Source organism: Bacillota bacterium (assembly GCA_029961055.1).
Lineage (GTDB): Bacteria > Bacillota > Sulfobacillia > JAIMAT01 > JAIMAT01 > JAIMAT01.
Genome location: JASBVM010000047.1, coordinates 60,446 through 86,813 on the forward strand (window position 1 = coordinate 60,446; position 26,368 = coordinate 86,813).

General features: G+C 74.9%; 18 protein-coding genes and 1 tRNA gene. 9 read left to right on the top strand and 10 right to left on the bottom strand.

Annotation, left to right across the window (positions count from 1 at the left end):
- Positions 1-13: 13 nt before the first annotated feature.
- The 4 genes from QJR14_09765 to QJR14_09780 form a co-directional block, all read right to left on the bottom strand.
- Entirely contained in the window at positions 14-871 is an 858-nt protein-coding gene (locus tag QJR14_09765) for a GGDEF domain-containing protein (GenBank protein MDI3317885.1), read from the bottom strand.
- A gap of 50 nt (positions 872-921) precedes the next feature.
- Positions 922-2,271: an aspartate aminotransferase family protein gene (locus QJR14_09770; GenBank protein ID MDI3317886.1), complete on the bottom strand. Its 1,350-nt coding sequence runs from the start codon at positions 2,269-2,271 to the stop codon at positions 922-924.
- Between the two features lie 91 nt (positions 2,272-2,362).
- Positions 2,363-3,058, bottom strand: a complete 696-nt coding sequence (locus QJR14_09775; GenBank protein ID MDI3317887.1) for an HAD-IA family hydrolase — start codon at positions 3,056-3,058, stop codon at positions 2,363-2,365.
- A gap of 92 nt (positions 3,059-3,150) precedes the next feature.
- Complete coding sequence (locus tag QJR14_09780) at positions 3,151-4,320, bottom strand: ABC transporter substrate-binding protein (GenBank protein ID MDI3317888.1); 1,170 nt, start codon at positions 4,318-4,320, stop codon at positions 3,151-3,153.
- A 215-nt stretch (positions 4,321-4,535) separates the two neighbouring features.
- Between QJR14_09780 and QJR14_09785 the strand changes: the two genes are divergently transcribed.
- Positions 4,536-4,621 (top strand) — tRNA-Leu (locus QJR14_09785).
- A 149-nt stretch (positions 4,622-4,770) separates the two neighbouring features.
- Here the strand turns inward: QJR14_09785 and QJR14_09790 are convergent.
- Both QJR14_09790 and QJR14_09795 read right to left on the bottom strand, forming a co-directional pair.
- Positions 4,771-5,220 carry a hemerythrin domain-containing protein gene (locus QJR14_09790; GenBank protein MDI3317889.1) on the bottom strand — a complete coding sequence of 150 codons (450 nt, stop codon included), beginning with the start codon at positions 5,218-5,220 and terminating at the stop codon, positions 4,771-4,773.
- Positions 5,221-5,249: 29 nt separating this feature from the next.
- Positions 5,250-6,392, bottom strand: coding sequence for a glycosyltransferase family 4 protein (locus QJR14_09795; GenBank protein ID MDI3317890.1), 1,143 nt, complete (start codon positions 6,390-6,392; stop codon positions 5,250-5,252).
- A gap of 61 nt (positions 6,393-6,453) precedes the next feature.
- Here QJR14_09795 and QJR14_09800 point away from each other — a divergent pair, with 61 nt between their 5' ends.
- Positions 6,454-7,746, top strand: coding sequence for an MFS transporter (locus QJR14_09800; GenBank protein ID MDI3317891.1), 1,293 nt, complete (start codon positions 6,454-6,456; stop codon positions 7,744-7,746).
- A 16-nt stretch (positions 7,747-7,762) separates the two neighbouring features.
- Here the strand turns inward: QJR14_09800 and QJR14_09805 are convergent, their stop codons facing one another.
- From QJR14_09805 to QJR14_09815, 3 genes are all read right to left on the bottom strand, one after another.
- Complete coding sequence (locus QJR14_09805; GenBank protein MDI3317892.1) at positions 7,763-8,197, bottom strand: EamA family transporter; 435 nt, start codon at positions 8,195-8,197, stop codon at positions 7,763-7,765.
- On the bottom strand, positions 8,194-9,156 hold the full coding sequence (locus tag QJR14_09810) for a VanW family protein (GenBank protein MDI3317893.1): 963 nt from the start codon (positions 9,154-9,156) through the stop codon (positions 8,194-8,196). The genes QJR14_09805 and QJR14_09810 overlap by 4 nt, the downstream gene beginning before the upstream one ends.
- Before the next feature lie 117 nt (positions 9,157-9,273).
- Positions 9,274-10,923, bottom strand: a complete 1,650-nt coding sequence (locus tag QJR14_09815; GenBank protein ID MDI3317894.1) for an AMP-binding protein — start codon at positions 10,921-10,923, stop codon at positions 9,274-9,276.
- Positions 10,924-11,048: 125 nt separating this feature from the next.
- Between QJR14_09815 and QJR14_09820 the strand changes: the two genes are divergently transcribed.
- From QJR14_09820 to QJR14_09850, 7 genes are all read left to right on the top strand, one after another.
- Complete coding sequence (locus QJR14_09820) at positions 11,049-11,519, top strand: GNAT family N-acetyltransferase (GenBank protein ID MDI3317895.1); 471 nt, start codon at positions 11,049-11,051, stop codon at positions 11,517-11,519.
- A gap of 26 nt (positions 11,520-11,545) precedes the next feature.
- A complete protein-coding gene (locus QJR14_09825; protein MDI3317896.1) occupies positions 11,546-13,084 on the top strand; it encodes a Mur ligase family protein in 1,539 nt (512 codons plus the stop codon).
- 130 nt (positions 13,085-13,214) lie between these two features.
- The gene (locus tag QJR14_09830; protein ID MDI3317897.1) at positions 13,215-15,668 is read left to right on the top strand and encodes an ATP-binding protein; all 2,454 of its coding nucleotides are present in this window, start codon (positions 13,215-13,217) and stop codon (positions 15,666-15,668) included.
- A gap of 4 nt (positions 15,669-15,672) precedes the next feature.
- Entirely contained in the window at positions 15,673-16,635 is a 963-nt protein-coding gene (locus QJR14_09835) for a glycosidase (protein ID MDI3317898.1), read from the top strand.
- Between the two features lie 77 nt (positions 16,636-16,712).
- A complete protein-coding gene (locus QJR14_09840; protein MDI3317899.1) occupies positions 16,713-19,487 on the top strand; it encodes an acetate--CoA ligase family protein in 2,775 nt (924 codons plus the stop codon).
- Between the two features lie 151 nt (positions 19,488-19,638).
- On the top strand, positions 19,639-22,584 hold the full coding sequence (locus QJR14_09845; protein MDI3317900.1) for an S-layer homology domain-containing protein: 2,946 nt from the start codon (positions 19,639-19,641) through the stop codon (positions 22,582-22,584).
- A gap of 184 nt (positions 22,585-22,768) precedes the next feature.
- Positions 22,769-25,273 (top strand): MFS transporter, encoded by a 2,505-nt coding sequence (locus QJR14_09850; protein ID MDI3317901.1) that lies wholly within the window; start codon positions 22,769-22,771, stop codon positions 25,271-25,273.
- A 173-nt stretch (positions 25,274-25,446) separates the two neighbouring features.
- Here the strand turns inward: QJR14_09850 and fdhD are convergent, their stop codons facing one another.
- Complete coding sequence (fdhD, locus tag QJR14_09855; GenBank protein ID MDI3317902.1) at positions 25,447-26,364, bottom strand: formate dehydrogenase accessory sulfurtransferase FdhD; 918 nt, start codon at positions 26,362-26,364, stop codon at positions 25,447-25,449.
- Positions 26,365-26,368 lie beyond the last annotated feature (4 nt).

A 26,368-nucleotide genomic window follows, 5' to 3' on the forward strand; every position in this document is an offset into this window, starting at 1 on the left:
AGCTGCAGGCCGCTCACCGCCACGGACGGGCCAGGAGGTGGAGGGCGCGGCGGGGGAGGATCCACCGCCCCTCCTCGGTGAGGAGGGCGAGGCTCCCCGGATCCCCTTCCACCGGCTGGACGGAGAGGACGCGGACCGGCCGTCCGTCCACCCAGATACAGCTGACGGAACCCAGCTCGTCATACCCCAGGTTGAGGCGGAGCGCTTCAGGGCCGCCGGCCGGGCCGGCGGCCGGCTCCCCGGCGGGCGGGCGCGGAGGGCCCTCCTCGCCCGGGGGCCGGCCGTGTCCGTCCGCCGCTTCCTCCCCCTCGACCGGGCCGGGGGGTTCCTCGGACCGCTTGGTCTCGTAGAGCCAGCGGTCGGCGGCGGCGAGGAGCGCCTCGGGGGTCCGGCCGTCCTCCGGCCAGGCCGCGACGCCCACGCTGATGGTCACCCGGGCACCGGCCCGCCGGGGCCCCTCCCGGAGGCGCGTCGCGATCTCCGAGGCCTCCGCGCGGCCGGTCTCGGGGAGCAGGATCACGAACTCGTCCCCGCCGAAGCGGAAGAGCTCGTCCGCCTGGCGGAGCGTCGACCGCCAGAGGGTCGCCAGCTCGGCCAGCAGGCGGTCTCCCGCCAGGTGGCCGTGCCGGTCGTTGTAGCGTTTGAAGTCGTCCAGGTCCAGGAAGAGGAGGGCGAAGGGCGTGCCGTACCGCTCGGCGCGCGCCAGCTCCTCCGCCAGCCGTGCCTCCAGGAAGCGGCGGTTGAAGGCCCCGGTGAGCGGGTCCCGGATCGCCTCCTCATGGAGCCGCGCGACCGCCTCCTCCAGCCGGTCCAGGGCCAGGCGGAGCGCCCGCAGTGCGGCAGCCAGTTCGTCCCCATCCTGTGCGTCCATGTCGACACCCGGTTCTCTTTCCGCCGCCCGGACGGCGAGGGGGAGCCCGCTCAGCGGCGCAGGGCGGCGCCCTCGGCGGCCACCGCCCGGACCGCCTCCTCGAAGATCGAGAGCCCTTCCTCCAGGATCTCGTTCGGTACGTTGAGCGCCGGCATGAAGCGGATCACCTCGCCGTGGGTTCCGGCGGGGTAGAGCAGCAGGCCCCGCTCCAGCGCCTCGGCGATCACGCGGTGGGCGGTCTCGCCGTCCGGTCGGCCGCTGGCGGGATCGACGAACTCGACGCCGATCATCAGCCCGACGCCGCGCACGTCGCCCATGGAGGGGATCTCCCGCTGGAGCTCCCGGAGCCGCTCCAGCACCGAGGGGCCCAGCTGGGCGGCGCGCTGCGGGAGCGCTTCCTCCTCCAGCACGTCCAGCGTGGCCAGGCCCGCCGCGCAGCTGACCGGGTTGCCACCGAAGGTGGTGCCGTGCGCGGCGGAGCTCCAGCTGCGCATCAGGCGCTGGGAGGCGCCGACGGCCGAGAGCGGGAAGCCGGAGGCGATCCCCTTGGCCATCACCAGGATGTCGGGGCGGACATCGAAGGTCTGGGCGGCAAACATCCGGCCCGTCCGCCCGAAGCCGCTCTGCACCTCGTCGAAGACCAGGAGGATGCCGTGCCGGTCGGCGATCTCCCGCAGACCCGCCAGGAAGCTCCTGGGCGGGACGATGTAGCCGCCCTCGCCCTGGACGGGCTCGACCACGATGGCGGCCACCTGGGAGGGGTCGACCTCGTGCTCGAAGAGGCGCTGGAGATGATCCAGCGCCTCCTGGGCGACCCGTTCGGGCTCCGCCCGGTAGGCCGAACGGTAGACGTTGGGGTAGACGGAGTGGTAGACGCCGCCCAGGAGCGGCTCCTCGCGAAGGCGGTACTTGGCCTTGGAGGCGGTCAGGCTCATGGCTCCGAAGGTCCGGCCGTGGAAGCCCCCCCAGAAGGCGACGACCGCCGGCCTGCCCGTGGCGTACCGCGCCAGCTTGATGGCCCCCTCCACGGCCTCCGCGCCGGAGTTGCCGAAGAAGAAGCTCTCGATCCCCTCCGGCGTCACCTCGCGCAGGCGGGCGGCAAGCCGGAGGACCGGCTCGTAGGCCGTGACGCCGATGGCGCTGTGGACCAGCTTGTCCAGCTGTTCGCGGACCGCCGCCAGGACCCGCGGGTGGCGGTGGCCGGTGTTGTTGGCGGCGAAGCCCTCCACGAAGTCGACGTAACGCCGCCCGTCGGCCCCCCAGAGGAGGGAGCCCTCGGCCCGCACCACGGGGAGGTTCGGCCAGTCGTTGGCCAGGGGAGGTGCCAGGAGCTCGCGCAGGTGATCGACCAGTCCTTCGAAAGGAAGCCTGCTCAGCGCTTCGGATTCGCCGCGATCCAAGCCTTTCGCCTGCCTTTCGGGTAGCAGCCCGATCTTTCGACTCCTTCCCTCCTTTTTACTGCGTCCGCGACCGCCCTTCCTCCGCCAGGCCTCACGCCAGTCCCAGGTGGGGTGGAAGCTCCCCCAGGTGGCGGAGGCGGGGGACGCCGGCCGCGGGCCAGAGGTCCCAGGCGTCGTAGAGCACCGCGTCCAGGCCGGCCGCCCGGGCGCCGCGCACGTCCACCTCCAGCTGGTCGCCCACGTAGAGCGCCTCGACCGGCTCCAGTCCGAGGCGCGCCAGCGCCGCCCGGAAGATGGCGGGGTCCGGCTTCTCCACGCCCGCTTCCTCCGAGGTGAGGATCAGGTCGAAGTGCCGCGCCAGTCCGGTCTGCTGGAGGAGGGTGTGCGCGTGCCGGTCGGCGTTGGTGACCACGCCGAGCCGGAGGCCGGCCGCGCGAAGCCGCTTCAGGACCGGCTCCGCCTCCCGGTCCGGCCGGTCCCAGATGCTCTCCCCCCGCCGCACCATCTCCTGCAGGAGCACGCGGGCCAGGGCTCGGGCCGGCGGCTCGTCCAGGCCGAGGCGCCGGCCCACCTCGGCGAGCAGGTCGAGGGTCGGCAGCGCCCTCCGGTCGACCCCCGGCCACGACCGCCGGGGCCAGCCCTCCTTCCGCACCTCGGCCTCGGCACGGCGGGCGGCCGCCGGATCGATCCGACGGCCGCCCACTTGCTCGACGAAGCGGGAGACCAGCTCGCCGTCCAGATGGAGCAGCGTGTCGGCCATGTCGAAGAGGACGGCGCGCACACCCATGGCTTCCACCTCCCCGCCGGGAGGCCTTGGCCGCTGGTCCTGCCGTTCCCTGCCCGGGGCCCGGCCGCGGCGGGCCGCCGTCGCGGCCGGGGCTACCGTTCGTTCCCGAAGCGGCCGACGAAGCTCTGCGCCCCGCCCTTCATCGCGATCACCACCACCGGCTTGGTCGGGTTGTGTTCCGCGTCGAAGGCGACCGTGCCGGTGACGCCGTGGAAGCTCCGCGTGGCGGCCAGCGCCACGCGGATCTTGGCCGGATCCGTGGAGCCGGCCCGCCGGATGGCGTCCGCCACCAGCATGACGGCGTCGTAACCCAGGGCGGCCAGGGCGTCGGGCACCGAGCCGTAGCGCGCCCGGTAGGCGCTCACGAAGGAGCGGACCTTCGGGTCCGGGTCCTGGGCGGAGTAGTGGTTGGTGAAGTAGGTGCGGTCGAGGGCGGCCGCCCCGGCCAGCTTGACCAGGTCGGGCGAATCCCATCCGTCGCCCCCCAGGACGGGTGCCTGGATGCCCAGCTCGCGGGCCTGGCGGACGATGATCCCGGCCTTGTCGTAGTAGACCGGCACGTAGAGGAGGTCGGGCGACCGGGTGCGGGCGGTGGTCAGGATCGAGCGGAAGTCCTGGTCGGCCTGGGTGAAGCCCTGCTCCAGCAGGACGCGGCCGCCCAGCTTCTCGAACCGATCCTTGAAGGCCGCTGCCAGCCCCTTGGAATAATCGTTGGTGCTGTCTTCCAGTACGGCCGCCTTGCGCGCTCCCAGGTCCCGATAGGCGAAGTCGGCGGCCACGCGCCCCTGATCGGGGTCGACGAAGCAGACGCGGAAGATCCAGTCACGCGTCTTGCCGGTGGCCGGGTCGACGGTGACGGGGACGGCGGTGGCACCGGGCGTCACCAGAGGCAGCCCGGCCTGGGTGGCCACGGGGATGGCAGCCAGGGTGTCGCCGGTGGTCACCGGGCCCACCAGCGCCACGACGCCCGAGCTGACCAGTCGCTGGGCGACGTTGGTCGATTCGGCATTGTCGGACTTGTTGTCCAGCGTGACCGCCTGGAGCTTCCGGCCGAGCACGCCGCCCTGGCCGTTGAGCTGGTCGATGGCGAGGTCGGCCGCCTGCCGGGCGTGGAGGCCGAAGGTGGCGACGGGGCCGGAGAGCTCCAGGTTGAGACCGATCCGGATCGGCTCCGATGCGGTCGCCTTCGCCCCGCCTCCGGTGGAGCCGCCGCAGGAGCCGGCCAGCAGGGCGACCGTGAGGAGAAGGGCCAGGAATGGCACCGCGGACCCAGGCCGGTGACGGCGCGAAGACGGCAACGGTGATCACGCTCCCCCCGTAGACGACGGATATTGGCGAGCGCTATTCGACACGCGACGAATGGGTCCTTCTTGAAGGCTTGCCATCGCCCGTTTCAGCTGAGGGCCGCGGTCGTGGGAGCGGGAGCCTTGAGCCGCCGGAGCGGGCATGCTATCATCAGGCCGCTCGAAACCGTCGTGCGAGAGTGCTGGAATTGGCAGACAGGCACGTTTGAGGGGCGTGTGGCCTTGTGCCGTGCGGGTTCAAGTCCCGCCTCTCGCACCACTCTTTCCCGCGGACGCGGATTCGACCGAGGCAGTGAGCGAGCCGGGAGGGCGGCCGGTGAGGCCGCCCTTCTCCGTCTCCCCGGGACGCGGCGGGCCGGCCCCTTGACGGGTGCGCGGGACCGGCGCCGGGGCGTGTTCCGGGGACGTTCAGAGTAGGGAGGCGAGCGCGGCCAACCGGTCGCCGGGGACGTTCGCCTCGATCAGCGGGAAGACCTCGTCCTCCTCCAGGCGGACGTGAGCCGTCATCCGGCTGCCCAGGTCGAAGAGGAAGTCGCCCTCCAGGGGCTCACCGGAGCGGAGCCGCTCCTCCAGCTGCTCCACCCGTGCCCGCAGCTCCACGTGCTGGACCAGCATCCGGACCACCCGCGGGTCGTCGGCCGCACCCCAGCGGCCGTAGAGCGGCAGGAGATGGTCCTCCTCCTTGCGGAAGTGGCCGGCCCCCTCCTCGCGCCAGAAGGCGAGGAAGCCCTCCGCCGCCCGCCTCAGCGCCGCCCGGTCGGCGGGGTCGCGCGCCGCGTCGCGCAGGTTCTTCCCCTCCACCAGTGCGCGGTGATGTTCCCGGGAGAGGGGGATCAGCCCTTCGTTCCGTTTCGGCATCGTCTCGCCTCCTCTGCGAGCGGCGGATCCTAGCCGCCGGAGCGCCGCCCGCCGGCCCGCAGCGTCTCGTAGCCGGCCAGCACCTCTTCCAGCGCCTGACGGAGACCGTGGCGCGCCAGCGTCCGCTGCCGTCCGCGGGCGGCCCGCTGCGCCGCCTCGTCCGGCGCCCGCCAGACCTCCTCGAGACGTGCGGCCAGGGCGGCGGCGTCGCCGGTGGGGAAGGACCACCCGGTGACGCCCGGCTCGACCACCCCCGTCCGCGCCACCGCCTCGGAGACGACCAGCGGGCGCGCCCGGGCCAGCGCCTCCAGGGCGGTGAGCGAGAGCGCCTCGACGCGCGAGGGGACCACCACGCAGTCCATCGCCCCCAGGAAGGGCCCCGCGTCGGCGACCGCCCCCTCCCAGCGCAGCCGCCCCGCCAGGCCGGCCGCCTCCGCCTGCCTCCTCAGGGGCTCGCGCAGGGGGCCGTCACCGACCATCCAGAGCCGCAGCTCCGGAAGGCGCATGCGGAGGTGCGAGGCCGCCTGCAGCAGCGTCTCCAGGCCCTTCCCCTTCACCAGCCTGGCAGCCGTGCCCACGACGAAGAGCGTCCCCGACTGCCAGGCGGAGGGGCGCTCGGCGGCGGGCCCGCGCGGAGGCTCCAGGGGCGCCGGCAGAACCCGCACCCGCTCCGCGGGCAGCCCCCACCAGCGGAGCGCCTGCTGGCGGACCAGGGGGCTGGCGGCGAACCAGAGCGCGCCCAGCGGCAGAAGGCTCCGCTCCAGATGCCGGTAGCCGAGGCCGCTCCAGGCTCCCCGCTCGCCGGGGAGGTTGTGGAGCGTGACCGCCACCGCCGGCCGGCTCCCCGCGGGCAGCCTGCGGAGAAGCGGCACCGCCACCAGCAGGGCGGCCGTGCCGTGCAGGTGGAGCAGGTCGTACCCGCCGCCGGCCAGCAGGGCGGCCAGCTGCCGGCGCGCCGCGGCCAGCGCGCCGGGGGAGGGTCGTGCGGGAACCTCCACGGCATGCCGCCCCACGGCCGGGTCGAGCGCCGCCTCCAGCTGCGGGAGGAAGTCGCCCGGCGCCGCCACCTCCACCCGCCAACCCGCCCCCGCCAGCGCCGAGGCGAGCGCGCCCACGTGGCGCCGGATGCCGCCGGCCGCCGGCCGGAGCAGGTGCAGGACGGCGCCTTCCACCCCTTCACCCCCACCGCGAGGATAGCCCATCGCCGCTCGCGCGTACTCGTGGGAGGCGGAGGTGGCGGCGACGTCGAGGTGGCAGAGGGGAGGGGCGGGGCGGCGGGGCCGCTGGACCGCCCGCCTTTTCCGGGAGGAGCTGGCCCTGCCGGCTCTCCTCTGGCTCCTCATGGGCGCCAACGGGGTGGTCGCCCTGGTCCGCTACACCGGCGGCCCCTTCCTGACGGTCTACGTCCAGGTGACCGCCGGGCTGCCCGCCTCGGCGGCGGGAATGGTGGTCGGCCTCGGCTCCCTGTCGGGCCTCCTGGTGGCGCCCGTGGCCGGGCGCTGGATCGACCGCGCCGGCCGGCGCGCCGGCCTGGCGCTGGGAGCGTTCCTGGAGGCGCTGACCGCGGCCGCCATGGCCACGGCCCACAGCGGTCCCGGCTTCGCCCTGGCGGTCCTGGCCGGCGGGGCGGCGGGCACGGTGGAGAGCCTCAGCTATCGCGCGCTGCTCAGCGACCTGGCGCCGGAGGCGCTGCGCACGCGCGTCTTCGGCTACAACTACTGGCTCCTCAACGTGGGCGCCACGGTGGGACCGCTGCTGGGCTTCCGCCTGGGCGCGGCCACCTCGCCGCTCTCCTGGTGGCTGAGCTGCGCCGCCGGCCTCGTCCTGGCGACCCTCGCCTGGCGCGCGGTCCCGCCGGAGCTGGGCCGGGGCGGGGCGGCGGCGCCGGGTGCCGACGACGCCGCGGGGAGGCCCGGCCTGCGCACGGCGCTGGCCCTCCTGGCGGAGGAGCCCCGGGTGGCGCTCTTCGCGGCGGCCGCCTTCTTCAACGGGCTCGCCTACTCCCAGCTCCACACCAGCCTGGCCGTCCTGGCCCGCTCCGTGCTGCCCGGCGGCGACGCCAGCTACGCCCGTCTGGTCGCCGTCAACGGCCTCACCGTCCTGCTCACCCAGCCCTGGCTCGGCCGGCTCCTGGAGCGGCGCCCGCGCCTCGGCCTGGTGACCGGCGAGCTCCTCTTCGCCCTGGCCGAGCTGGGCTGGTGGCGGGCCGCCCCGCGGGAGGAGGTCTGGCTCGCCCTGATGGCGCTCTTCACCGTGGGCGAGGTCTTCCACTCGCCGTCGCTCCAGAGCACGGCGGCGGGGCTGGCCCCGCCGGGGCTCCGCGCCAGCACCTTTGCCGCGCTCAGCCTGGCGGACGGTGTCGCCTACGGCCTGGGTCCCAGCGCGGGCGGACGGCTCCTGGAGGCGGCCGGTCCGGGGGCGCTGCCGCTGGCCATGGCGTGCGCCTCGCTGGTCGCCGCAGGGCTCTTCCTCCGGCTCAGGGACGGCGAAGGGGCGGGCCCGTCGCGCGCGGGCGCGCGGCGCTGAGCCGCCGGGCGCCGGCTCAGCGGCCGACCTGGCTCTCGGCCACGAGAAGGAGGCCGATCACCACCAGGAGGCTCCCCGCCACCTGGCGGAGCGAGGTGGTCTCGCCCAGCAGCCAGTTGCCCAGGGCGACGGTGACCAGGGGGGAGACGGCCAGCCCGATGGCGGTCAGGCCGGCGCCGCCCGACTTGAGGGCGGCGTAGTAGGCGAGGTCGCCGGCGAAGGTGGCGAAGAAGGCCTCGAGCCCCAGGAAGAGCCAGTCGCCGGCGGGCAGCGAGGCGAGGATCCGGTAGCGGCCGCCCCATATCGACCAGGAACCGACCAGGAGGACCGTGATCACCGTGCGGGCGACCAGCCCCTCCATCGGGTCGGCGTGGCGGAGGCCGAGGCGGCCGAAGATGGGGGCGACGCCCCACAGGAGGGCGCCGAGCAGCGCCCAGGCCAGGGTCCTCACGGCCCCACCTCCACCACCCTGGGGAGCGGCTGGTAGGTGTCGACGCCCAGGTCGCGCCGTTGCGGCGGCTCCCCCGGGTACTGGACGGTGATCCAGGTGTGGACGGCGACGCCGTCATAGCCGGCGACGAGGACGCGTTCGCTGCCCGGCGGCAGGGAGCGGTTGGGGACGCGGATCGTCCAGGGCCTCTGGCGCCAGAGCTCGCGGTGCTCCCAGCGGATCTCGGGCGGCGTCATGTTGCCGTAGAGCGCGATGTAGAGCGTCCGCCCGCTCATACCCGCCCAGAGCAGGAGGGGGTCGGGGCGGTCGTTGCGGAAGCGGAAGTCGAGGCCGGAGCTGGAGGCGACGGTGGCGTCGCGTCCGGGCGGCACGTAGGGGACGAGCATGCTGTGCGGGTGGCGTTCCACCACGGGCAGGTCGGCGGCGCGGACCACGTTGTACAGGTTGGAGGCGATCTTGCAGACGCCCCCTCCCACCGTGGGGATGATCCGGCTGCCGGCGTAGGTGGGGCCGTCGCGGTAGCCGCGCTGGCGCGTGAAGGGGCCGATGGTCCGGATGAGCGAGAAGGTCTCGCCCGGCGGGATCACCGTTCCCGCCAGGAGGCGGGCGCCCAGCGCGACGTTGTACACCTCGTCGAAGAAGGGGTCCGGCAACGTCGTCCGGAAGGCGGCCACCAGCCCGGCGGCGGGCAGCTCCGCGCGCAGCGCGTCCAGCCGCTCCGGGGGGGAGGAGGACCAGGGGAGGGCTTCCTCGGCGACGTAGGCGTAGAGTCGCCGGTCGGGCGCGCCGGGCGGATCGCAGTTGCTGGGCATGGGAACCGCGGCCGGCGGCTCGGCGGGCCGCGGCCGCGAGGAGCCGCCGAGGCTGCGCCACGGCAGGCCCCTCGGGAGAAGAGCGAGCGAGACCACCAGGAGGAGTGCTGCGGCGGCCAGGAGCAAGCCGCGGCGGCGCCCCGCCATGGACCCGCCGGGGGCAGCTCCCCGCCACCGCTCCCCGAACCCGTTGCGAGGCAAGAGGGTCGCCTCCGATGCGCCGGCCCCTTCCTGCGGAGTCCGCCGCGCGGCGCACCGGGATGCTTATGCGCGGGTCTCCCCGGCCGATGACGGCGGCCGGGGCACCGCCGCGGCCGCCTCGGCGGCAGGGCCGGCCTCGTCCCGCCGGGAGAGCAGGCGCTGCCGGAGGAGGCTCTTCTGGATCTTGCCGGCGGCCGAGCGGGGCAGGTCAGCCACCAGCTCGACCCGGGTGGGCGCCTTGAAGTGGGGGAGCCGCTCCCGGCACCAGCGCACCAGCTCCTCCGGGGTGGCCTCGGCCCCCCGGCGCAGCACGACGAAGGCGACCGGCGTCTCGCCCCAGAGCGGGTGGGGGCCCGCCACCACCGCCACCTGGGCCACCGCCGGATGCCGGTAGAGGACGCCCTCCACCTCCAGGGAGGGGATCTTCTCGCCGCCCGAGACGATCACGTCCTTCGCCCGGTCGCGCACCTCGATCTGGCCGTCGGGATGCCAGACGGCGAGGTCGCCGGTGTGGAACCAGCCGCCGGCGAAGGCCCGCGCCGTCCCCTCGGGGTCGCGGTGGTACCCCTCCATGACCACGTTGCCGCGCACCACCACCTCGCCCAACTCCTCCCCGTTCCGGGCGACATCGCTCAGGTCCTCGCGCACCACCCGCACGCGGCCGGCGAGGGGAAGCGGCACGCCCTGGCGTCCCTTCCGCCGGGCGCGCTCGGCAGGGTCGAGGAGCGCCTCCTCGGCGGTCGTCTCGTGGCGGGTGACGAAGGCGGTCACCTCGGTCAGGCCGTAGAGATGGACCACCTCCCAGCCGAGCTCTTCCTCCACGCGACGGATCACCTCCGCCGGCGGCGCCATGCCGCCCACCAGCCAGCGGACCCGCCCGCGGCCCGGCACCTCCCGCAACCGCTGGCTCCGCGCGTGCTCCAGGCACAGGGTGAGGACGGTCGCCGCCGCGCCGAAGAGGGTCACGCCGTAACGCTCGATCCGACGGAAGATCTCGGCCGGGTCGACCTTGCGCAGCATCACGTTGGCGGCACCCACCGCCAGCGTCCCCCAGATCAGCCCCCAGCCGTTGGCATGGAACAGGGGGGCCACGTGGAGGCAGACGTCCCGGGGCCCGAGGTGGAGCGCCAGGATCATGTCCACCGCGTTCAGGTAGTTGTTCCGGTGGGTCTGCCGGACCCCCTTGGGCCGCGCGGTGGTGCCGCTGGTGTAGTTGATGGAGAGGAGCTGCCTCTCGTCCACCGCCTCGGCGTCGAAAGGAAGCGGTCGCGCGGCGGCGGTCGCTTCCTCGTACGAGGGGTGACCCGGCACGCGGCCGCCCAGGGTGAGGAGCCGGAGGTCCGGCCGCCGGCCGAGCAGGGGTTCCAAGCCCGGCAGGAGCGGCGTGTGGGCGATCAGGAAGCGGGCCTCGCTGTGGTCCAGGATGTGGATGAGCTCCTCCGGCGCGAGGCGGAGGTTGAGCGGGACCAGCACCGCCCCCAGCAGCGGGACCGCGGTGTAGCACTCGAAGGCCTCCGGGATGTTGGGCGCCAGGAGCGCCACCCGGTCGCCCGGCCCCGCCCCCAGGTCGCGGAGCGCCCCCGCCAGCCGCTCGATCCGCCTCTGCAGCTCCGCGTAGGTGATGCGGAGACCGTCGTCCAGGACGGCCGTCCGGTCCGGGTAGAGGTCGAAACCCCGCTGGCAGAGCGCCAGCGGGCTGAGCGGTACCTCCATTCTGGCGCACCCCCCAAGCCCGTTCGTGCGCAGCGATATGCGCGTCCCGGCCCGCGTGTTCCAGCTCCGCGGACAGGAAGCGGCACCGCTCCGGCTCACATAGGCTGCGGGCGCAGAGACGGGAGGTGCCACGGTTGAAGGACGCGGACGAAGCGGTCACCTGGCCGCTGGGATTTCTGAAGTTCGAGGAGCTGCCCGAGGTGGCGGCCATCGAGGAGCGGGTCTTCCCGGAGCCGCTCGACCTGCCCGGCCTGGCACGGCTCTGGCTCGACCCGGGCACGGTCTACCTGGCCATCCGCGACGGTCACCGGCTGGCCGCCTACTACGGCTTCCAGGTGCAGGGTCCGACCGCGCACGTCCTGGCCAACGCCACCCACCCCGACTACCGGGGGCGCGGTCTCGGCCACCGGATCCTGCGGGAGGCCGAGCCGATCGCCCGCTCGCGCGGCGCGCGCTGGTTCCTGGGCGAGGTGCGGCGCTCCAACCGGCGGCAGCTGGCGGTCCTGCAGGAGCTGGGCTGGGTGGAGGTGGGCCTCTGTCCCCGCTTCTTCGGCAACGGCGAAGACGCCGTCGTGGTCTGGCGATGCCTGCCGTGACGGGTGGGGCCCCCCGGCGGCCCCTGGTGGCCCTGGTGTCCGGCCTGGGCGGGCGGCTCGAGGGAGGGGCGGGGGGCTGCGTGGTGACCGGGATCTCCACCGACTCCCGCCGCACCCGCCGGGGTGACCTCTTCGTGGCGCTTCCCGGGGGGCGCGTCCACGGCGCCGCCTTCGTCGAGGAAGCGCGCCGGCGCGGCGCGGTCGCCGCCGTGCTCCCGACGGACGCCCCCGCGCCGGGGGGCTTCCCGGTCTACCGCCACCCCGATCCCGCGGCCCTGCTGCCCGAGCTCGCCGCCCGCTTCTACGGCCACCCCGGGGAGGAGCTCCTCCTGGCCGGGGTGACGGGGACCAACGGCAAGACGACCACCGCTCTCCTCCTCGCCCACCTGCTCCGCGCGGGGGGCCGGCGCGTCGCCGCCTGGACCACGACGGCCGCCTGGGCGCCGGGCGGCGACTTCCGTCCGCTCTGGACGACGCCCCCGGCGCACGAGTTGCAGCGCTGGCTCCGCCAGGCGGTGGACGCCGGCTTCCGGGGTGCGGTGCTGGAGGTCTCCTCGCACGGCGTGGCGCAGCGCCGGATCGCCGGCCTCCGGTTCGCCGCCGGCGTGGCCACCAACCTCTCGCCCGACCACCTCGACTTCCACGGCAGCTTCGAGGCGTACGCCGCCGCCAAGCGCGCCTTCATCACCGCCCTGGAGCCGGACGCGGTGGCGGTCCTCAACGGGGAGGATCCGGTGGTGCGGAGCTTCGCGGCCGCCTCGCGGGCGCACGTGGTCACCTTCGGCTTCGCGGACGGCGCCGGGCTGCGGGCGGAGGGGGTCGAGACGGGAGGGTCAGGAAGCCGCTTCCTCCTCCGCGTCGCCGACCCGGAGCTGGCCGCCAGGGCGGGCGTCGTGGCGGGCGAGGGGCTGGCCGTCCGCCTCGCCCTGGTCGGCCTTCACAACGTGGCCAACGCGCTGGCCGCCTCGGCGGCGGCGCTCTGGCTGGGGGTCCCGCCGGAGCGCCTGGCGGAGGCGCTCGGCACCTTCGCGGCGCCGCCGCGCCGCCTGGAGAGCCTCCGTGTCGGCCCCTTCACCGTGGTCAACGACGTGGCCATGAACGAGGCTTCCTGCGAGACGGTCCTGCGGGCGGTAGCCGCCCTGTCGCCCCCCCAGCTGGTGGTGGTCCACGCCGTCCGCGGGCACCGCGGAAGGGAGGTGAACGCCGGTATGGCGCGGGTGCTGGCGCGCTGGAACCGCCGCCTGGGCTTCGCGCCGCTGGTGGTCTCCCTCAGCCTGGACCGGCTCGCCCGCTACTCCGTCGACCACCGCCCGCGGGAAGAGGAGGTGGAGGCGCTCCGCCGCGCCGCCGAGGCGGGCGGCTTGCCCCTCTCCCTCCACGCCTCGCTGGAGGAGGCGATCGCCGAGGCGGTCGACCGGCTCCGCCCCGGCGGGTTGCTGCTCCTCCTGGGCACCTTCGGCATGGACGACGGCCCGTCGCTCGCCGTGGAGAGGCTGGCCGCCCGGCTTGGACTGCCCGCGCCACCGGCGCCCCGCTACCCGCTTCCCGAGGCGGAGCAGGGGTGACGCCCCAGGGGGCGTTTCCGCGGTCGCTCCCCGGCGGCGACGCGCGCCGGCCCGCGCCGGAGGCCGCCGGCGGGTGCGGGCGAGAGGGCTCCGGCGCGTCGCCCCGAAGGCTTAGCCGGAGGCGGAGAGCTTGGACGAGAGAGAGGGCTTCCCCAGCCCGCCGGCCAGCCGGCGGGGCACGCTCCTCGGGGCGGGCGACCTGCGCCGGCGCTGCGCCCCCGAGGAGATCCCGCCGGCGGAGGAGGCGCTGGCCACCTTCCGCCGGACGGGCCTGATCGGGCAGGAACGGGCCGCCCGGGCGATGGAGGTCGGCCTGGCGATGCGCCGGCCGCGGCACCACATCTACGTGGTCGGCCCGGTGGGAACCGGCAAGAAGACGTACGCCCAGGACCGGGTCCGGCGCTACGCCGCCGGGCTGCCGGTGCCGGACGACTGGTGCTACCTGCACAACTTCCGCGACCCGGCGCGGCCGCTGGCCGTCTCCCTGCCCGCGGGCGAGGGGGAGGTCTTCGCCGCCGCCATGGGGATGCTGGTGGACGAGCTCCGGCGCGAGCTCCGCCAGGCCCTGGAGAGCGAGGAGTTCCAGCGGGAGCAGAGCCGCATCGGCCAGGAGTTCCAGGAGAGGCTGGCCGCCCTCTGGCAGAGGGTGGAGGAGGAGGCCCGGGCGGCGGGCTTCCGCCTGGAGCGGACGCCCACCGGCATCGCCACCGTCCCCCTGGGCGCCCGAGGCGAGCCGATGGCCCCCGCCGAGCTGGAGGCGCTCGGCCCGGAGGCCCGCGAGCAGCTGGCCCAGGCGGCGCGCCAGCTTCAGCCCCGCCTGGAGGAGGTGGTGCGCGAGCACCACCAGCTCCAGCGCGAGGCGCGCCGGGCGGCGGCGGAGCTGCGGGCGGGCACGGCGCGGGCGGTGGCCGGCCGTCTGGTGGACGGCCTGCGCGCGCAGTACCGCGAGTCGGCGCGGATCCGGGAGTACCTGGACCAGCTCCTGGAGGACGTGGTCCAGAACATCGGCCTCTTCCTGGAGACGGAGGAGGAGGAGAGCTCGCCACTGGCGGCGCTGGCCCGCCCGGAGGCGGGCGAGGACCGCTTCCGGCGCTACCGGGTGAACGTGCTGGTCAGCCACCGGGGGGAGAGCCACGCCCCGGTCCTCTTCGAGCGGAACCCCAGCTACTACAACCTGGTGGGCAAGGTGGAGTACCGGAGCACCCTGGGCACCGCCACCACCGACTTCACCCTCATCAAGGCGGGGGCGCTCCACCGGGCGAACGGGGGCTACCTCGTGCTGGAGGCCGGGGAGCTGCTCCGCGACCCCATGGCCTGGGTGGCCCTGAAGCGGGCGTTGAAGAGCGGCGAGGTCCGGGTGGAGAACCTGAACGAGCAGTTCAGCCTGGTGCCCATGGGGAGCCTCCGCCCCGAGCCGATCCCCCTCGACGTCCAGGTGATCCTGATCGGCGGACAGGAGCTCTTCTCGCTCCTCTACGCGGCGGACGAGGACTTCCGGAAGCTCTTCCGCACCCGGGTGGAGTTCGACGCGGAGATGCCGCGGAGCGCGGAGAACGTGGCAAGGCTGACCGGCTTCCTGGTCCACTACGCCGGGGAGGAGGGGCTCCTGCCGGTGGCGCCGGGCGGGGCGGCGGAGCTGGTGGAGTTCAGCTCGCGGCTGGCCGGGGACCAGGAGAAGCTCTCCACGCGCTTCAACGAGCTGGTCCAGGTGCTGGACGAGGCCTCCTACTGGGCCTCGGAGCGGGGCGCCGCCGAGGTCGACGGGGAGGACGTCCGCCGGGCGCTGGAGGAGCGGCGGTACCGCTCGGACCGGATCGAGGAGCGGATTCGCGAGCTCTTCCTGGAGGGGACGCTCCTGCTTGCCGTCGACGGCGTGGCGGTGGGCACCGTCAACGGCCTGGCGGTCCTCTCCCTGGCCGACTACGCCTTCGCGCGGCCCAACCGCATCACCGCCCGCGTCTGGCCCGGCCAGCGCGGGGTGGTCCACGTGGAGCGGGAGAGCGCCCGCAGCGGACCGGACCACACCAAGGGCGTCGCCATCCTGGCCGCCTACCTGGCCGGCCGCTACGGGCAGGAGACGGCGCTCTCCTTCTCGGCCTCGCTCACCTTCGAGCAGGTCTACGACGAGGTGGACGGCGACAGCGCCTCCGGCGCGGAGCTCCTGGCCCTCCTCTCGGCGCTGGCGGAGCTGCCCCTGGAGCAGGGCGTCGCGGTCACCGGCTCGGTCAACCAGCTGGGCGAGATCCAGCCCATCGGAGGGGTGAACGAGAAGGTGGAGGGCTACTTCCGGGTCTGCAAGGCGCTGGGCCTGACGGGGCGCCAGGGCGTGATCATCCCGCGCCGGAACGCCCGCCACCTGATGCTCCACCCCGAGCTGGTGGAGGCGGTGGAGCAGGGCCGCTTCCACCTCTGGGCCGTCTCCACGGTGGACGAGGCGATGGAGATCCTGACCGGTCTCCCGCGGGAGGAAGTGGACCGGCGGGTGCTGGCTCGCCTCGAGCGGATGAACCGGACCCTCCGCCGGCGGGCCGTGCCGGCGCCGGAGGGCGGAGCCGGTGCGGAGAAAGAGGAAGGGGAGGGGTGAGGCGATGGCGTTGCAGGCGAGGGCGGCGGCCGAGCCCCTGGGACTCTTCCGCCGCCACCCGGCCAACCCGCTGCTGACGGCGGACCGCTGGCCCTACCCGGTCAACGCGGTCTTCAACCCGGCGGCCGTCGAGGTGGACGGGGAGACGCTCCTCCTGGTGCGGGTGGAGGATCTGCGCGGCTTCTCCCACCTGACCGTGGCCCGGAGCCGGAACGGGGTGGACGAGTGGCGGATCGACCCGCAGCCGACCCTCTACCCGGACCCCCGGCACCAGGAGGAGGTCTGGGGGCTGGAGGACCCCCGCGCGGTCTGGCTGGCCGAGGAAGGCGCCTGGGCGGTCACCTACGTCTCCTTCTCCAGGGGCGGGCCGGTGGTCTCGCTGGCGCTCACCCGGGACTTCCGGAACTTCGAGCGGCGGGGGATGCTGGTCCCTCCCGAGGACAAGGACGCGGCCCTCCTGCCGCGGCGGGTGGGCGACCGCTGGGCGCTCATCCACCGGCCGGTCATCCGCAGCGAGGCCCACATCTGGATCTCCTTCTCGCGGGATCTCCGCTACTGGGGCGACCATCAGATCCTGCTGCCCGCCCGACCCGGCTGGTGGGACTCGGCGCGGGTGGGGCTGGGGGCGCCGCCCGTCGAGACGCCGGAGGGCTGGCTCCTGATCTACCACGGCGTCCGGCTCACCGCCTCGGGCAGCCTCTACCGGGTGGGCCTGGCGCTGCTCGACCTGGAGGAGCCGACCCGCGTCCTGCGGCGGAGCGACGAGTGGGTGATGAGCCCGAGGCAGGACTACGAGCGGTCCGGCGACGTCCCCGGCGTCATCTTCCCCACCGGGGCGGTCTGGGACCGGGCGAGCGACCAGTTGCGGCTCTACTACGGCGCCGGCGACGACAAGGTGGCGCTGGCCACCGCCACCATGAGCGAGGTGCTCGCCTACCTGCGGAGCTGCCCGGAGGGGGCCTCCTAGCGGGGCCGGGAGCGCAAGAATCTCGCCCGACCTGGAGACGATGATGCTGTCCGTTTCCACTATAGTGGGAGGCCGGGGTGAGAGACGTGCCAAGCGATCCCACCGGCCCGGCGGGCCGCCTCGAGCGGCGGGAGTACGTCGAGCCGCCGATTCCACAGGACGCGCTCGACACCGGCCGGGTGATCCTGCGGGACGGCCAGACCGCCACCCTGCGGACGGCCGGCGAGGCCGACCGCGAGCGGCTGGAGGAGTTCGTCCGCCGCTTGGCTCCGGACGGGCACCTGCGGAGCCTCTTCGGCGTGGACGGCGGCGGGGAGCCGGACGGCGGCGAGGGCCCGGAGTGCCGGCGGCGCGTCCTGGTGGTCCTCCAGGGGGAACCCAGGGAGCAGCGGCTGGTGGCGGCGGGCGTCTGCCGGCGCCCGGCGCCGGAGGCGGAGGAGGCCGAGGTGGGCTTCCTGGTGGAGGAAGGGAAGCGCGGCCTCGGCCTGGGCTCGATCCTCCTGGAGCGGCTGGCCCTGCTGGGGATCCGGGGCGGGCTGCGCCGCTTCCGGGCCAGGGTGGAGCGGGGCAACCACGACATGTGGAAGGTCTTCGAGGACAGCGGCTTCGACCTGGTGCGGGAGGCGGAGAGCGACGACCGGGTCGAGATCTCCTTCGCCATCCAGCCCAACCGGCGCAGCGTCGAGCTCTCCGAGCAGCGCGAGCGGATCGCCACCGTCGCCTCGCTCAAGCCGTTCTTCCAGCCCCGGAGCGTGGCCGTGGTGGGCGCCTCGCGGAACCCCGACTCCATCGGGCGGCGGATCTTCGACTACCTGATCTGGAACCGGTTCAACGGCCCCGTCTACCCGGTCAACCCCGCGGCCGCCGTGGTCGGGTCCGTCCCCGCCTACAAGTCGATCCTGGACGTGCCCGGACCGGTCGACCTGGCCGTCATCTCCGTCCCCGCCGGGATCGTCCTCTCCGCGCTGGACGAGTGCGGCAGGAAGGGCGTGCGCGCCGCCGTGGTGATCACCGCCGGCTTCGCCGAGACCGGTCGCGAGGGGCGCTCGATGCAGGAGCAGATGGTGGAGCTGGCGCGGGGCTACGGCATGCGCATCGTCGGTCCCAACTGCCTCGGCCTGCTCAACACGGACCCCGGAATCCGCCTCAACGCCAGCTTCTCGCCGGTCTTCCCGCCGCGGGGCCACGTGAGCATGTCCTCCCAGAGCGGCGCCCTGGGCCTGGCCATCCTCCAGTACGCCACCGCCATGGGCCTGGGCATGTCCACCTTCGTCAGCGTGGGGAACAAGGCCGACGTCTCGGGCAACGACCTGCTCCAGTACTGGGAGGAAGACCCCGACACCGGCGTCATCCTCCTCTACCTCGAATCCTTCGGCAACCCGCGGCGCTTCTCGCGCATCGCCCGGCGGGTCGGCCGGAAGAAGCCGATCCTGGCCGTCAAGAGCGGGCGGACCTCGGCCGGCCACCGCGCGGCCGGCTCGCACACGGCGGCGCTGGCCGCCAGCGAGACCGCCGTGGACGCGCTCTTCGAGCAGGCGGGGGTCATCCGCGCCGACACGCTGGAGGAGATGTTCGACATCGCCGCCCTGCTGGCGTACCAGCCGCTGCCCCGGGGACGCCGGGTGGCGGTGGTGACCAACGCCGGCGGCCCGGGGATCCTGGCCACCGACGCCCTGGCCGGCATGGGCCTGGAGGTCCCCGAGACCTCGGAGGAGACGCGGCGGCGGCTTCGGGAGATCCTGCCCCCGGCCGCCAGCCTGCGCAACCCCGTGGACATGATCGCCTCCGCCACCGCCGAGCAGTTCCGCCAGGTCCTGGAGCTGATGCTGGAGGATCCCGAGTACGACGCGGCCATGGTCCTCTTCATCCCCGTCGGCCTCGTCCCCATCGAGGACGTGACCGGCGCCGTCACGCAGGCCGTCCGCGCCGCGCGCCAGCGCGGCGTGGAGAAGCCGGTCCTGGCGGTGATGATGGGGTTGAACGCGCCCAACGCGCTGGAGGTGGACGGCACCCTCATCCCCAGCTACCGCTTCCCGGAGGCGGCGGCGCGGGCGCTGGCGCGGGCGTACCGCTACGCCCGGTGGCGGGAGGAGCCGGAGGGAGCCGTCCCCGATTTCCCGGACCTGGACGTGGAGCGGGCCAAGGCGCTGGTCCGCGAGCGCCTGGCCAGGGGGGGAGGCTGGCTCGACCAGGAGGGGATCGAGCGGCTCTTCGCCTCTTTCGGCCTCCCCTACGCCGGCGGCCGCGTGGTCCGGACGCCGGAGGAGGCGGCGCAGGCGGCCGAGGCCATGGGTTTCCCGGTGGTGGTCAAGATGGTCTCGGAGACGCTCCTGCACAAGTCGGAGTGGGGCGGCGTGGCCGTCGACCTGCGCGACCGCCCGGCGGTGGAGTCCGCCTGCCGGCAGATCGAGGCCAACCTTCGCCGCGCCGGTCGGGAGAAGGAGCTGGACGGCTTCCTCGTGCAGCCGATGATCCGCGGGGGGGTGGAGCTGATGGTGGGCGTCACCGCCGACCCCCAGTTCGGCCCCCTGATCGCCTTCGGGCTGGGCGGCGTCCATGTCGAGGTGCTGCGCGACGTGGTCTTCCGCATCACCCCGCTGACCGACCGGAACGCCCACGACATGGTCCGGGCCATCCGCGGCTACCGCCTGCTGGAGGGCTACCGCGGCCACGCCGCCGCCGACGTCCCGGCGGTGGAGGAGCTGCTCCTCCGCCTCTCCCGGATGGTGGAGGAGCTGCCGGAGATCGCGGAGCTCGACCTCAACCCGGTGATGGCGTTGGAGCCGGGCCGGGGCTGCCGGATCGTGGACGCCCGGGTCCGCCTCGCGCCCGAGCCGTCGGAAGCGGGCTGACCGGCCGCCCGGCCCGTTCCGTGTCCCGCCGGCGCCGGTCCCCGGGGACGGCAAGTGGAGGCGCGATTACGATTCGGTTACATTTCCGCCGCTCGACAGGAAGGGCGGTACCGGACGGGTAACCCCCTCAAGTCCACGAGGGGGTTCATCCATGCATCCACGCCACCGCCGCCGCCCGTCCCGGGCCGGCGGGCTCCGCTTCCTCGCGGCCCTGGCCGCGGCTTCTCTCCTCCTCTCCCTGCCGGTCGTGCCGGCGGCGCCCGGCGCGACCCGGGTCGCCCGGGCGGCCGCGCCCCCCTTTGTCGACGTGGACGCCCAGAAGGACGGCTGGGCGTTGCCGGCCATCCGCGATCTCTACGGGCGCGGCCTGATCGGCGGCGTGGATCCGACCCACTTCGCGCCGGACGCGCCCCTCACCCGCGCCCAGATGGCCGCGCTGCTCAGCCGCTGGAAGGGCTACCCGCTGGATGGGATCGGCCCCGCTTTCCGCGACGTCTCGCCGGGCGCCTGGTACTACGCGGCGGTGGAGGCGGCCGCGGGGAACGGGCTCTTCGCCGGTGTCTCGCCGGACCGGTTCGCCCCCGCCGCGCCGGTCAGCCGGGCCATGATGGCCACGGTGGCCGCACGGGCGCTGGGGCTCGATCGGGTCGCCCGGGACCTGGCCGGTGCGCCGCTCCCCTACCTGGATGCGGGTGCCGTGCCGGATTGGGCCCGGGGCGCCGTGGCGGTGGCCGCGGGCCTGGGCACGATGGTGGGCAGCGGCGGCGCCTTCCGGCCGAACGCGGCGCTGACGCGGGCGGAGGCGGCGGTTCTCGTCGACCGCCTCCTGCAGGTGACGCCGGAGGCGGTGGCGGCCCAGGGGAACCGGGCGGTCAGCACCCTCAACGTCGAGGCCGACCGGAGCGAGCTGAACGTGGGCGACACCGTCCAGCTGCACGCCTGGGGCCACGATCCGGCGGGCTACCTGATCCCGGCGGCAGCCGGCTGGAGCGCGACGAGCGGCCAGGTCGACGCCACGGGCCGATTCACGGCCACGGCGGCAGGGGTCGTCACCGTGACCGCCTCCGTGCCGGGGCGGGCCGTCGCCAGGTCGGTGACGCTCCGCGTCCACCAGCCGCAGAGGCTGGTGCTGGGCGACGGGACGCCGCCGGCCGCCCTGGTCGGCGCTGCCTTCCCGCTGGCCGCGGCGGTGGTGGATACGACCGGCCAGGTCGACGGGGCCGACCGCGGGCGGACCGTCACCCTGACGCTGAAGGGACCCGACGGCCGGACGCAGACGCTGACCGCCCCGACCAGCGGGGGCTGGGCCGGCTTTCCCTCGGTCCGGCTGGGCCAGGCCGGGACCTACCAGGTGACGGCGGAGGCGGCCGGGCTCGCATCCGCCTCGGCCTCCATCCAGGCGCTGGCGCAGCCGCTGGGCAGCCTCGCGGTGAGCGGGCTGCCCGCCGAGGCGACGGCGGGGACGACCGCCGGCCTCGCGGTCCGGCTGGTGCAGGCCGATGGATCCCAGCCGCAGCAGATCTACCCGGTCCACCTCCGGAGCAGTGCTCCAGGGGTGCTGGCGCCGGACCGGCAGAGCGCCCTGGTACCGGGGGCGGGGGCGCTGGGGAGCGCCCGCTTCCTCGCGCCGGGGACCGCCGACCTGGTGGTGAGCGTGCCCGGCGGGGCCTTCCGGAGCGCCACGGTGCCGGTTCGGGTGAACCCGGCCGGGTCGCTCCGGGTGGAGGGCGGCTCGCCGGCCACGCTGACGGCGGGACAGGCCACGCGGATCACCGTCCGCCTGCTCGCGCCGGACGGAAGCCCCTGGGAGGGCGGGCCGGTCAGCGTGACGCTGGTGCCGCGCGGGCCGCACGGGTACGACCTGCCCAGCCTGAGCGCCACCTCCCGGGGGAGCAGCGCCGTCTTCAGCTACACGCCGCTCTTCTCCGGGCGGTACGGATTCGGCGCCTACGCCCAGGGCTTCACGGGCGACGAGGCGGACGGGGTCCTCCAGGTGCTGGCCGGGCCGGCCACGCAGCTGGCTGTGCACGCGGCGCCCTCCACCATCCTGGCGCCAGGGCAGAGCGCCCGGCTGGTGGTGGAGCTGGCCGACCGGTACGGGAACCCGGTGCCCGCTTCCTTCCAGCTGCGGGCGGTGGACGGTCCCGGGGCCGGCACGCTGAGCGGCCTGAAGAGCGGGATGAGCGGGGCGGGTGTGGCCGCCACCTTCACCGCCGGCCCGGCCGGGACCCGGCGGACGGTCATCTTCTCCAGCCCGGACCACCCCGAGCTGGGCTCGCTGAGCGTCACCTTCCGTTCCCTGGCCCGGCCGGCCGACGTGGTGGCGGGGAAGGGGCTCTGGCTCCTCTTCGGCGACTGGAAGTCCACCCCGGATGCGACGCTGATCAGCCGGGCACTCCAGGGCGGTTTCACCCACCTCTACGTCGAGGTGGCGACCACCTCGGACGGCTTCTACGGCCGGCGGGCGCTGGACGACCTCCTCTGGCGGGCGCACGCGGCCGGTCTGGCGGTGATCGCCTGGACCTACCCGGCGCTCTGGAACCCGGCCGACGACCTGGCCTGGAGCCGGCAGGTGGTGGCCTACGCCACCCCCGAGGGCGACCGGGCGGACGCCTTCGCGCCGGACCTGGAGGAGAACCTCGACCCGGGGGCGCTGGCGAGCTACTTGGGGGCGGTCCGGCAGGCGCTGGCCGTCCTGGGGCCGGCGGGCCGGCTGGTGGCGGTGACCTACCCGCCGCAGTCGCGGCCCAACTTCCCCTTCGCGCGGCTGGCCGGGACGGTCGACGCCTTCGCGCCCATGGCCTACTGGCATCACTACGAGGCGGAGTACTCCTACCTCCGCGCCTACCGGTACGTGGCCGACGCGGTGCGGCAGCTCCGGCAGCTGGCCGGACAGCCGGTGCCGGTCAGCGTGATCGGGCAGACCTTTGACCTGTTCGCGGGTTCGGGGACCGGGATCTACAGCCCGACGGCGCTGGAGATCGAGGCGGCCGCCCGGGCGGCCCGGGATGCCGGGGCCGTGGGACTCTCCTTCTACCGCTGGGGGACGGCCACGCCGGAGGAGTGGACGGCGGCGATGGCCGTGACAGCCCCGTGAGGGCCTGAGACGGCTCCGGCTTGCGCGGAGGCGTTCGGGTCCGGTCTCGACCCGGCGGTCGCACCCTCGCCGTTTCGACGGCGAGGGTGCAGCTTTTCCGCCAGGGCGTACCATCGAAGGGGAGAGAGGAAGCGGGGGAGGGGCGAGGCCCTCCACGGAGAGGTGCGCCCCTCCGCACGAGGGGGTGAGAGGAGTGGAGACCGCTTCCCACGAGCCCGGTGGCACGCCCGGCCCGGCCGCCTGGATCCCGACGCTCCCCAACCAGATCCGCCTGGCGGCCTACTGGCTGGGGCTCAACTTCCAGGAGGCCGCGCTCCTGACCATCCTCCTGCCGCTGGCGCTGAACCGGCTCGCCCCCGCCCAGGAGACGGCCACCCTGGCCCGCCTGGCCACGGTGGCGGCCGCCATCCGCCTGCTGGCGCTGCCGCTGGCCGGCCTCGCTTCCGACCGCGTCCGCGCCCGCGGCGGCTCCCGCAAGCAGCTGCTGCTCCAGGGGGCGGCGGTGGACGCCCTCGGACTCCTCCTGCTGCTGGACGGCCGCGACCTCCCCGTCTTCGCCGCCGGCTTCTGGCTCGCCACCCTGGGCGAGAGCATCAGCCTGGCCGCCTACCAGGCGCTGCTGCCCGAGCGGGTGCCCCCCGCCCTGCGCGGGAGCGCCTCGGGCTATGTGGGCGCCGCCAGCCTCCTGGGCACCGTCGCCGGTCTCGCCTCGGCCGCCTTCCTGGGTGAGGGCCCGACCTTCGAACTGATGCTCGTCTTCCTCCTCGTGGGCGTCTTCATCACCTGGAACGGCGTGCAGGAGACCGGCGCCGAGGCGCCACCGGCGCCCCCGGACCCCGAGACGGCGGCAGGGCTCCGCCACGACTTCCAGGTGGGCTGGACGGGGCGCTTTCTGGTCCTGCTGGGCGTCGACCTGCTGATGCTCTTCGCCTTCGACTACCTCCAGCAGGTGGCCGGCCTGGCCAGCCCCTCCCGCGGCACCGCCGCGGCGGCGGTCCTGGCCATCCTGGCGGCGGCGCTGGCCAGCCTCCTCTGGGGGGCCTGGTCGGACCGGCGGGAGAGGAAACGGCTGCTGGCCCTGGCCGGCCTCCCCATGGCGCTGGCGGCCGCCGCGCTCGCCTTCTTCCCGGCGCCCAGCCTCCTGCCGCTCCTCGCCCTGGCCTTCGGCGTCGGGCTCGGCGCCTTCCTGGCGGTGGGCTGGGCGCTGGGCGTCGACACGCTGCCCGCGCCCTTCCACCTGGCCTGGGACCTGAGCCTGTGGGGGCTGGCCGCCAACCTGCCGCTCCTTCTGGCACCCACCCTGGGCGGAAGTCTCCTGGCGCTGGCCGCACCCGACGCCGCCCGCGGGTACCGGCTGCTCTTCCTGGCCAGCAGCCTCTTCCTGGCGGCGGGCTCGCTGGTGGTGCTGCTCGTGGGCGCGCGGCCGCTGACACCGCTCCGCTGGCTGCCCGTCCGCCTGCTGGCGGCGGTGGTCGTGCCGCTTTACCTGGGCCTCACCTGCCGGGTGCGGGTGGAGGGACGGCTGCCACGACGGCGCGGTGCGACCCTGGTGGTGGCCAACCACCAGCACGACCTGGACAGCCTCGTGGTGACCAGCCACCTGACCTTCACCGGCTCGTTCCGGGATCCCGTCTTCAGCGCCGGCTCGCAGCGGATGTTCGAACCGGGCTTCCTGGCCGGAGAGGCCCCCAGGTGGCTGGAGCCGCTCCTGCGGCGCCGGGAATGGGGCCGGACCTTCCGGGCGCTGGGCATCCGGCCGATCGAGAACCAGCCGCTCAGCCGGCCGATCCTCAGCCTCGCCCACGAGGTCCTGGGCCGGCACGGGCCGCTCCCGCTCGGGCAGGTCTTCCGCTCCGGACCCCTGGAGCGGCTGGCGGAGCGCTCCGGTCTGCCCGTGGAGAGCCTCCGCTCCCTGGGGCTGGACCGCCTCTGGTCGCCGCGCCTCTTCCGGGCAGCGCAGGCGGAGAGCTCGTGGATGGGGCTCTGCGAACCTTTCCGGAGCGAGGTGAGGGAAGGGACCCGGCGGCGCATCGAGGGGCAGATGGCGGAGCTGGAGCGGCTGCTGCGGCGCGGGGCGACGCTCTACCTGACGCCCGAGGGGCGCTTCAGCGAGGACGGCCGCCTGGGTCGCATGAGGGGCTCGCTGGAGCGGCTCCTTCCTCTGGCCGAGAGCGTCTGGGTGGCGGGGATCAGCTACGAGCCCTACGCCGGCCGCCGGATGGGCGTCTTCGTCCGCCTGCGGCCCGTCCGACGGGGGGAGCCGGTGGCGCTGGCGCTGGCCGCGGCCAGGCCGGTGACCGCCTCGCAGCTCCTGTCGCTGTGGCTGCTGGAGCGGACCGGGAGCCAGGGAGAGCCCGGGCGCGGAGAGGTCTTCGCCTTCACCGAGGCCGAGGCGCTGGACGGCGTCCAGGAGGCGCTCCGCAACCTGCCCCCCGGACTGGCTCCGGCTCCCGGCCTGCGCCGCGGCCCGGCCGGGGTCCGGCGGGAGCTTCGCGCCGTCCTGCGGGGGATGGTGCGGCGAGGGCTGCTGCGGCGGCAGGGGCGGCTCTACCTGCTGGCGGAGGGGGCCGCCCGCCGGCATTCGCGCTTCGGCCACGTCCGGGACATGCTCGCCTACCAGGCGGAGCAGCTGGCCGAAAGCGCCTCCGCCGCCCGGCAGCTTTCGCAGGCGGAGCAGGCGGCGCGCTGATCGAGGCGCCTTCGGCGATGCCGACGCCGCTCGCCACGCGCTCGGCGGCGGCCCGGGCGATCTCCGCCGGGGAGTCGAACCCTCACCGCCCGCTCCTCTCCTTCCTTGGCGGAATCGGGTGGAGGCGCCGCGGCCGGTCGCACGCCGGACCGCGCCACGGCTCCGCCCGGTCTTCAGAGGTTCCCCGCAAGGCCGTTCTCGCGGACGAGCGCGCCCGTCGGGTCGGCCGTCGCCGCGGCGGCGCCGGCGCCGCCGAGCTCCACGCGCTCGGGGTGGGTGTAGACGTTGAGCCGGTCGCCGCGCGAGAAGCCGACCAGGGTGATGCCGAAGGCCTCGGCCGTCTCCACCGCCAGGCTCGACGGCGCCGAGACCGAGGCGACCAGGGGGATGCCCGCGACGGCCGCCTTCTGCACGATCTCGAAGCCGGCCCGGCCGGAGACCTGGAGCACCGCGGGCGCGCCTCCCCGCCACGGCAGGCCCGCCTCCAACCAGAGGCGCCCGATCACCTTGTCGACGGCGTTGTGGCGGCCGACGTCCTCCGCAGCCGCCAGCAGGCGGCCCTCCCCGTCGAAGAGTCCGGCCGCGTGCAGGCCGCCCGTCCGGTCGAAGAGGGGCTGGGCCGCCCGGAGCCGCCCCGGCAGCGCGGCCAGGAGGCTGGCCGGCAGCCGGCCGCCCGCACCGCTGGGGAGCGGGCAGAGGCCGCGCGCCCAGAGCTGGTCGATGGTGGCCTTGCCGCAGGCGCCGCAGGCCGAGTGGACGGCGAAGCGGCGCTCGCCGGCCAGGTTCGGCTCGGCGCCGGGCCGGAGCCAGACGTTGACGACGTTGTAGCGCTGGTCTTCGTCCATCCCGGGGTCGACGCAGTAGGTGATCCGCACCACCTGGCGGCGTTCCGCGAGGACGCCCTCGGTGAAGAGGAAGCCCGCGGCCAGGGCGAAGTCGTCGCCCGGCGTGCGCAGGACCGTGGCGACGCTCTCCCGCTGCTCGAGGCTCCTTCTCACCAGCCGGATCTCCAGCGGCTCCTCGGCCGCCACCTCGTCCTCGAAGAGGCGGCGGCTGCGCCCCTGTCCGAGACCGGCGCCGTCGCCGCCCAGCCGG

What these genes read in the sequence shown, in the direction of transcription:
- QJR14_09775 (MDI3317887.1), bottom strand. Translation starts at nt 3,058, where the DNA reads ATGGGTGTGCGCGCCGTCCTCTTCGACATGGCCGACACGCTGCTCCAT.
- QJR14_09835 (MDI3317898.1), top strand. Translation starts at nt 15,673, where the DNA reads ATGGCGTTGCAGGCGAGGGCGGCGGCCGAGCCCCTGGGACTCTTCCGC.
- QJR14_09790 (MDI3317889.1), bottom strand. Translation starts at nt 5,220, where the DNA reads ATGCCGAAACGGAACGAAGGGCTGATCCCCCTCTCCCGGGAACATCAC.
- QJR14_09765 (MDI3317885.1), bottom strand. Translation starts at nt 871, where the DNA reads ATGGACGCACAGGATGGGGACGAACTGGCTGCCGCACTGCGGGCGCTC.
- QJR14_09815 (MDI3317894.1), bottom strand. Translation starts at nt 10,923, where the DNA reads ATGGAGGTACCGCTCAGCCCGCTGGCGCTCTGCCAGCGGGGTTTCGAC.
- QJR14_09845 (MDI3317900.1), top strand. Translation starts at nt 19,639, where the DNA reads ATGCATCCACGCCACCGCCGCCGCCCGTCCCGGGCCGGCGGGCTCCGC.
- QJR14_09810 (MDI3317893.1), bottom strand. Translation starts at nt 9,156, where the DNA reads ATGGCGGGGCGCCGCCGCGGCTTGCTCCTGGCCGCCGCAGCACTCCTC.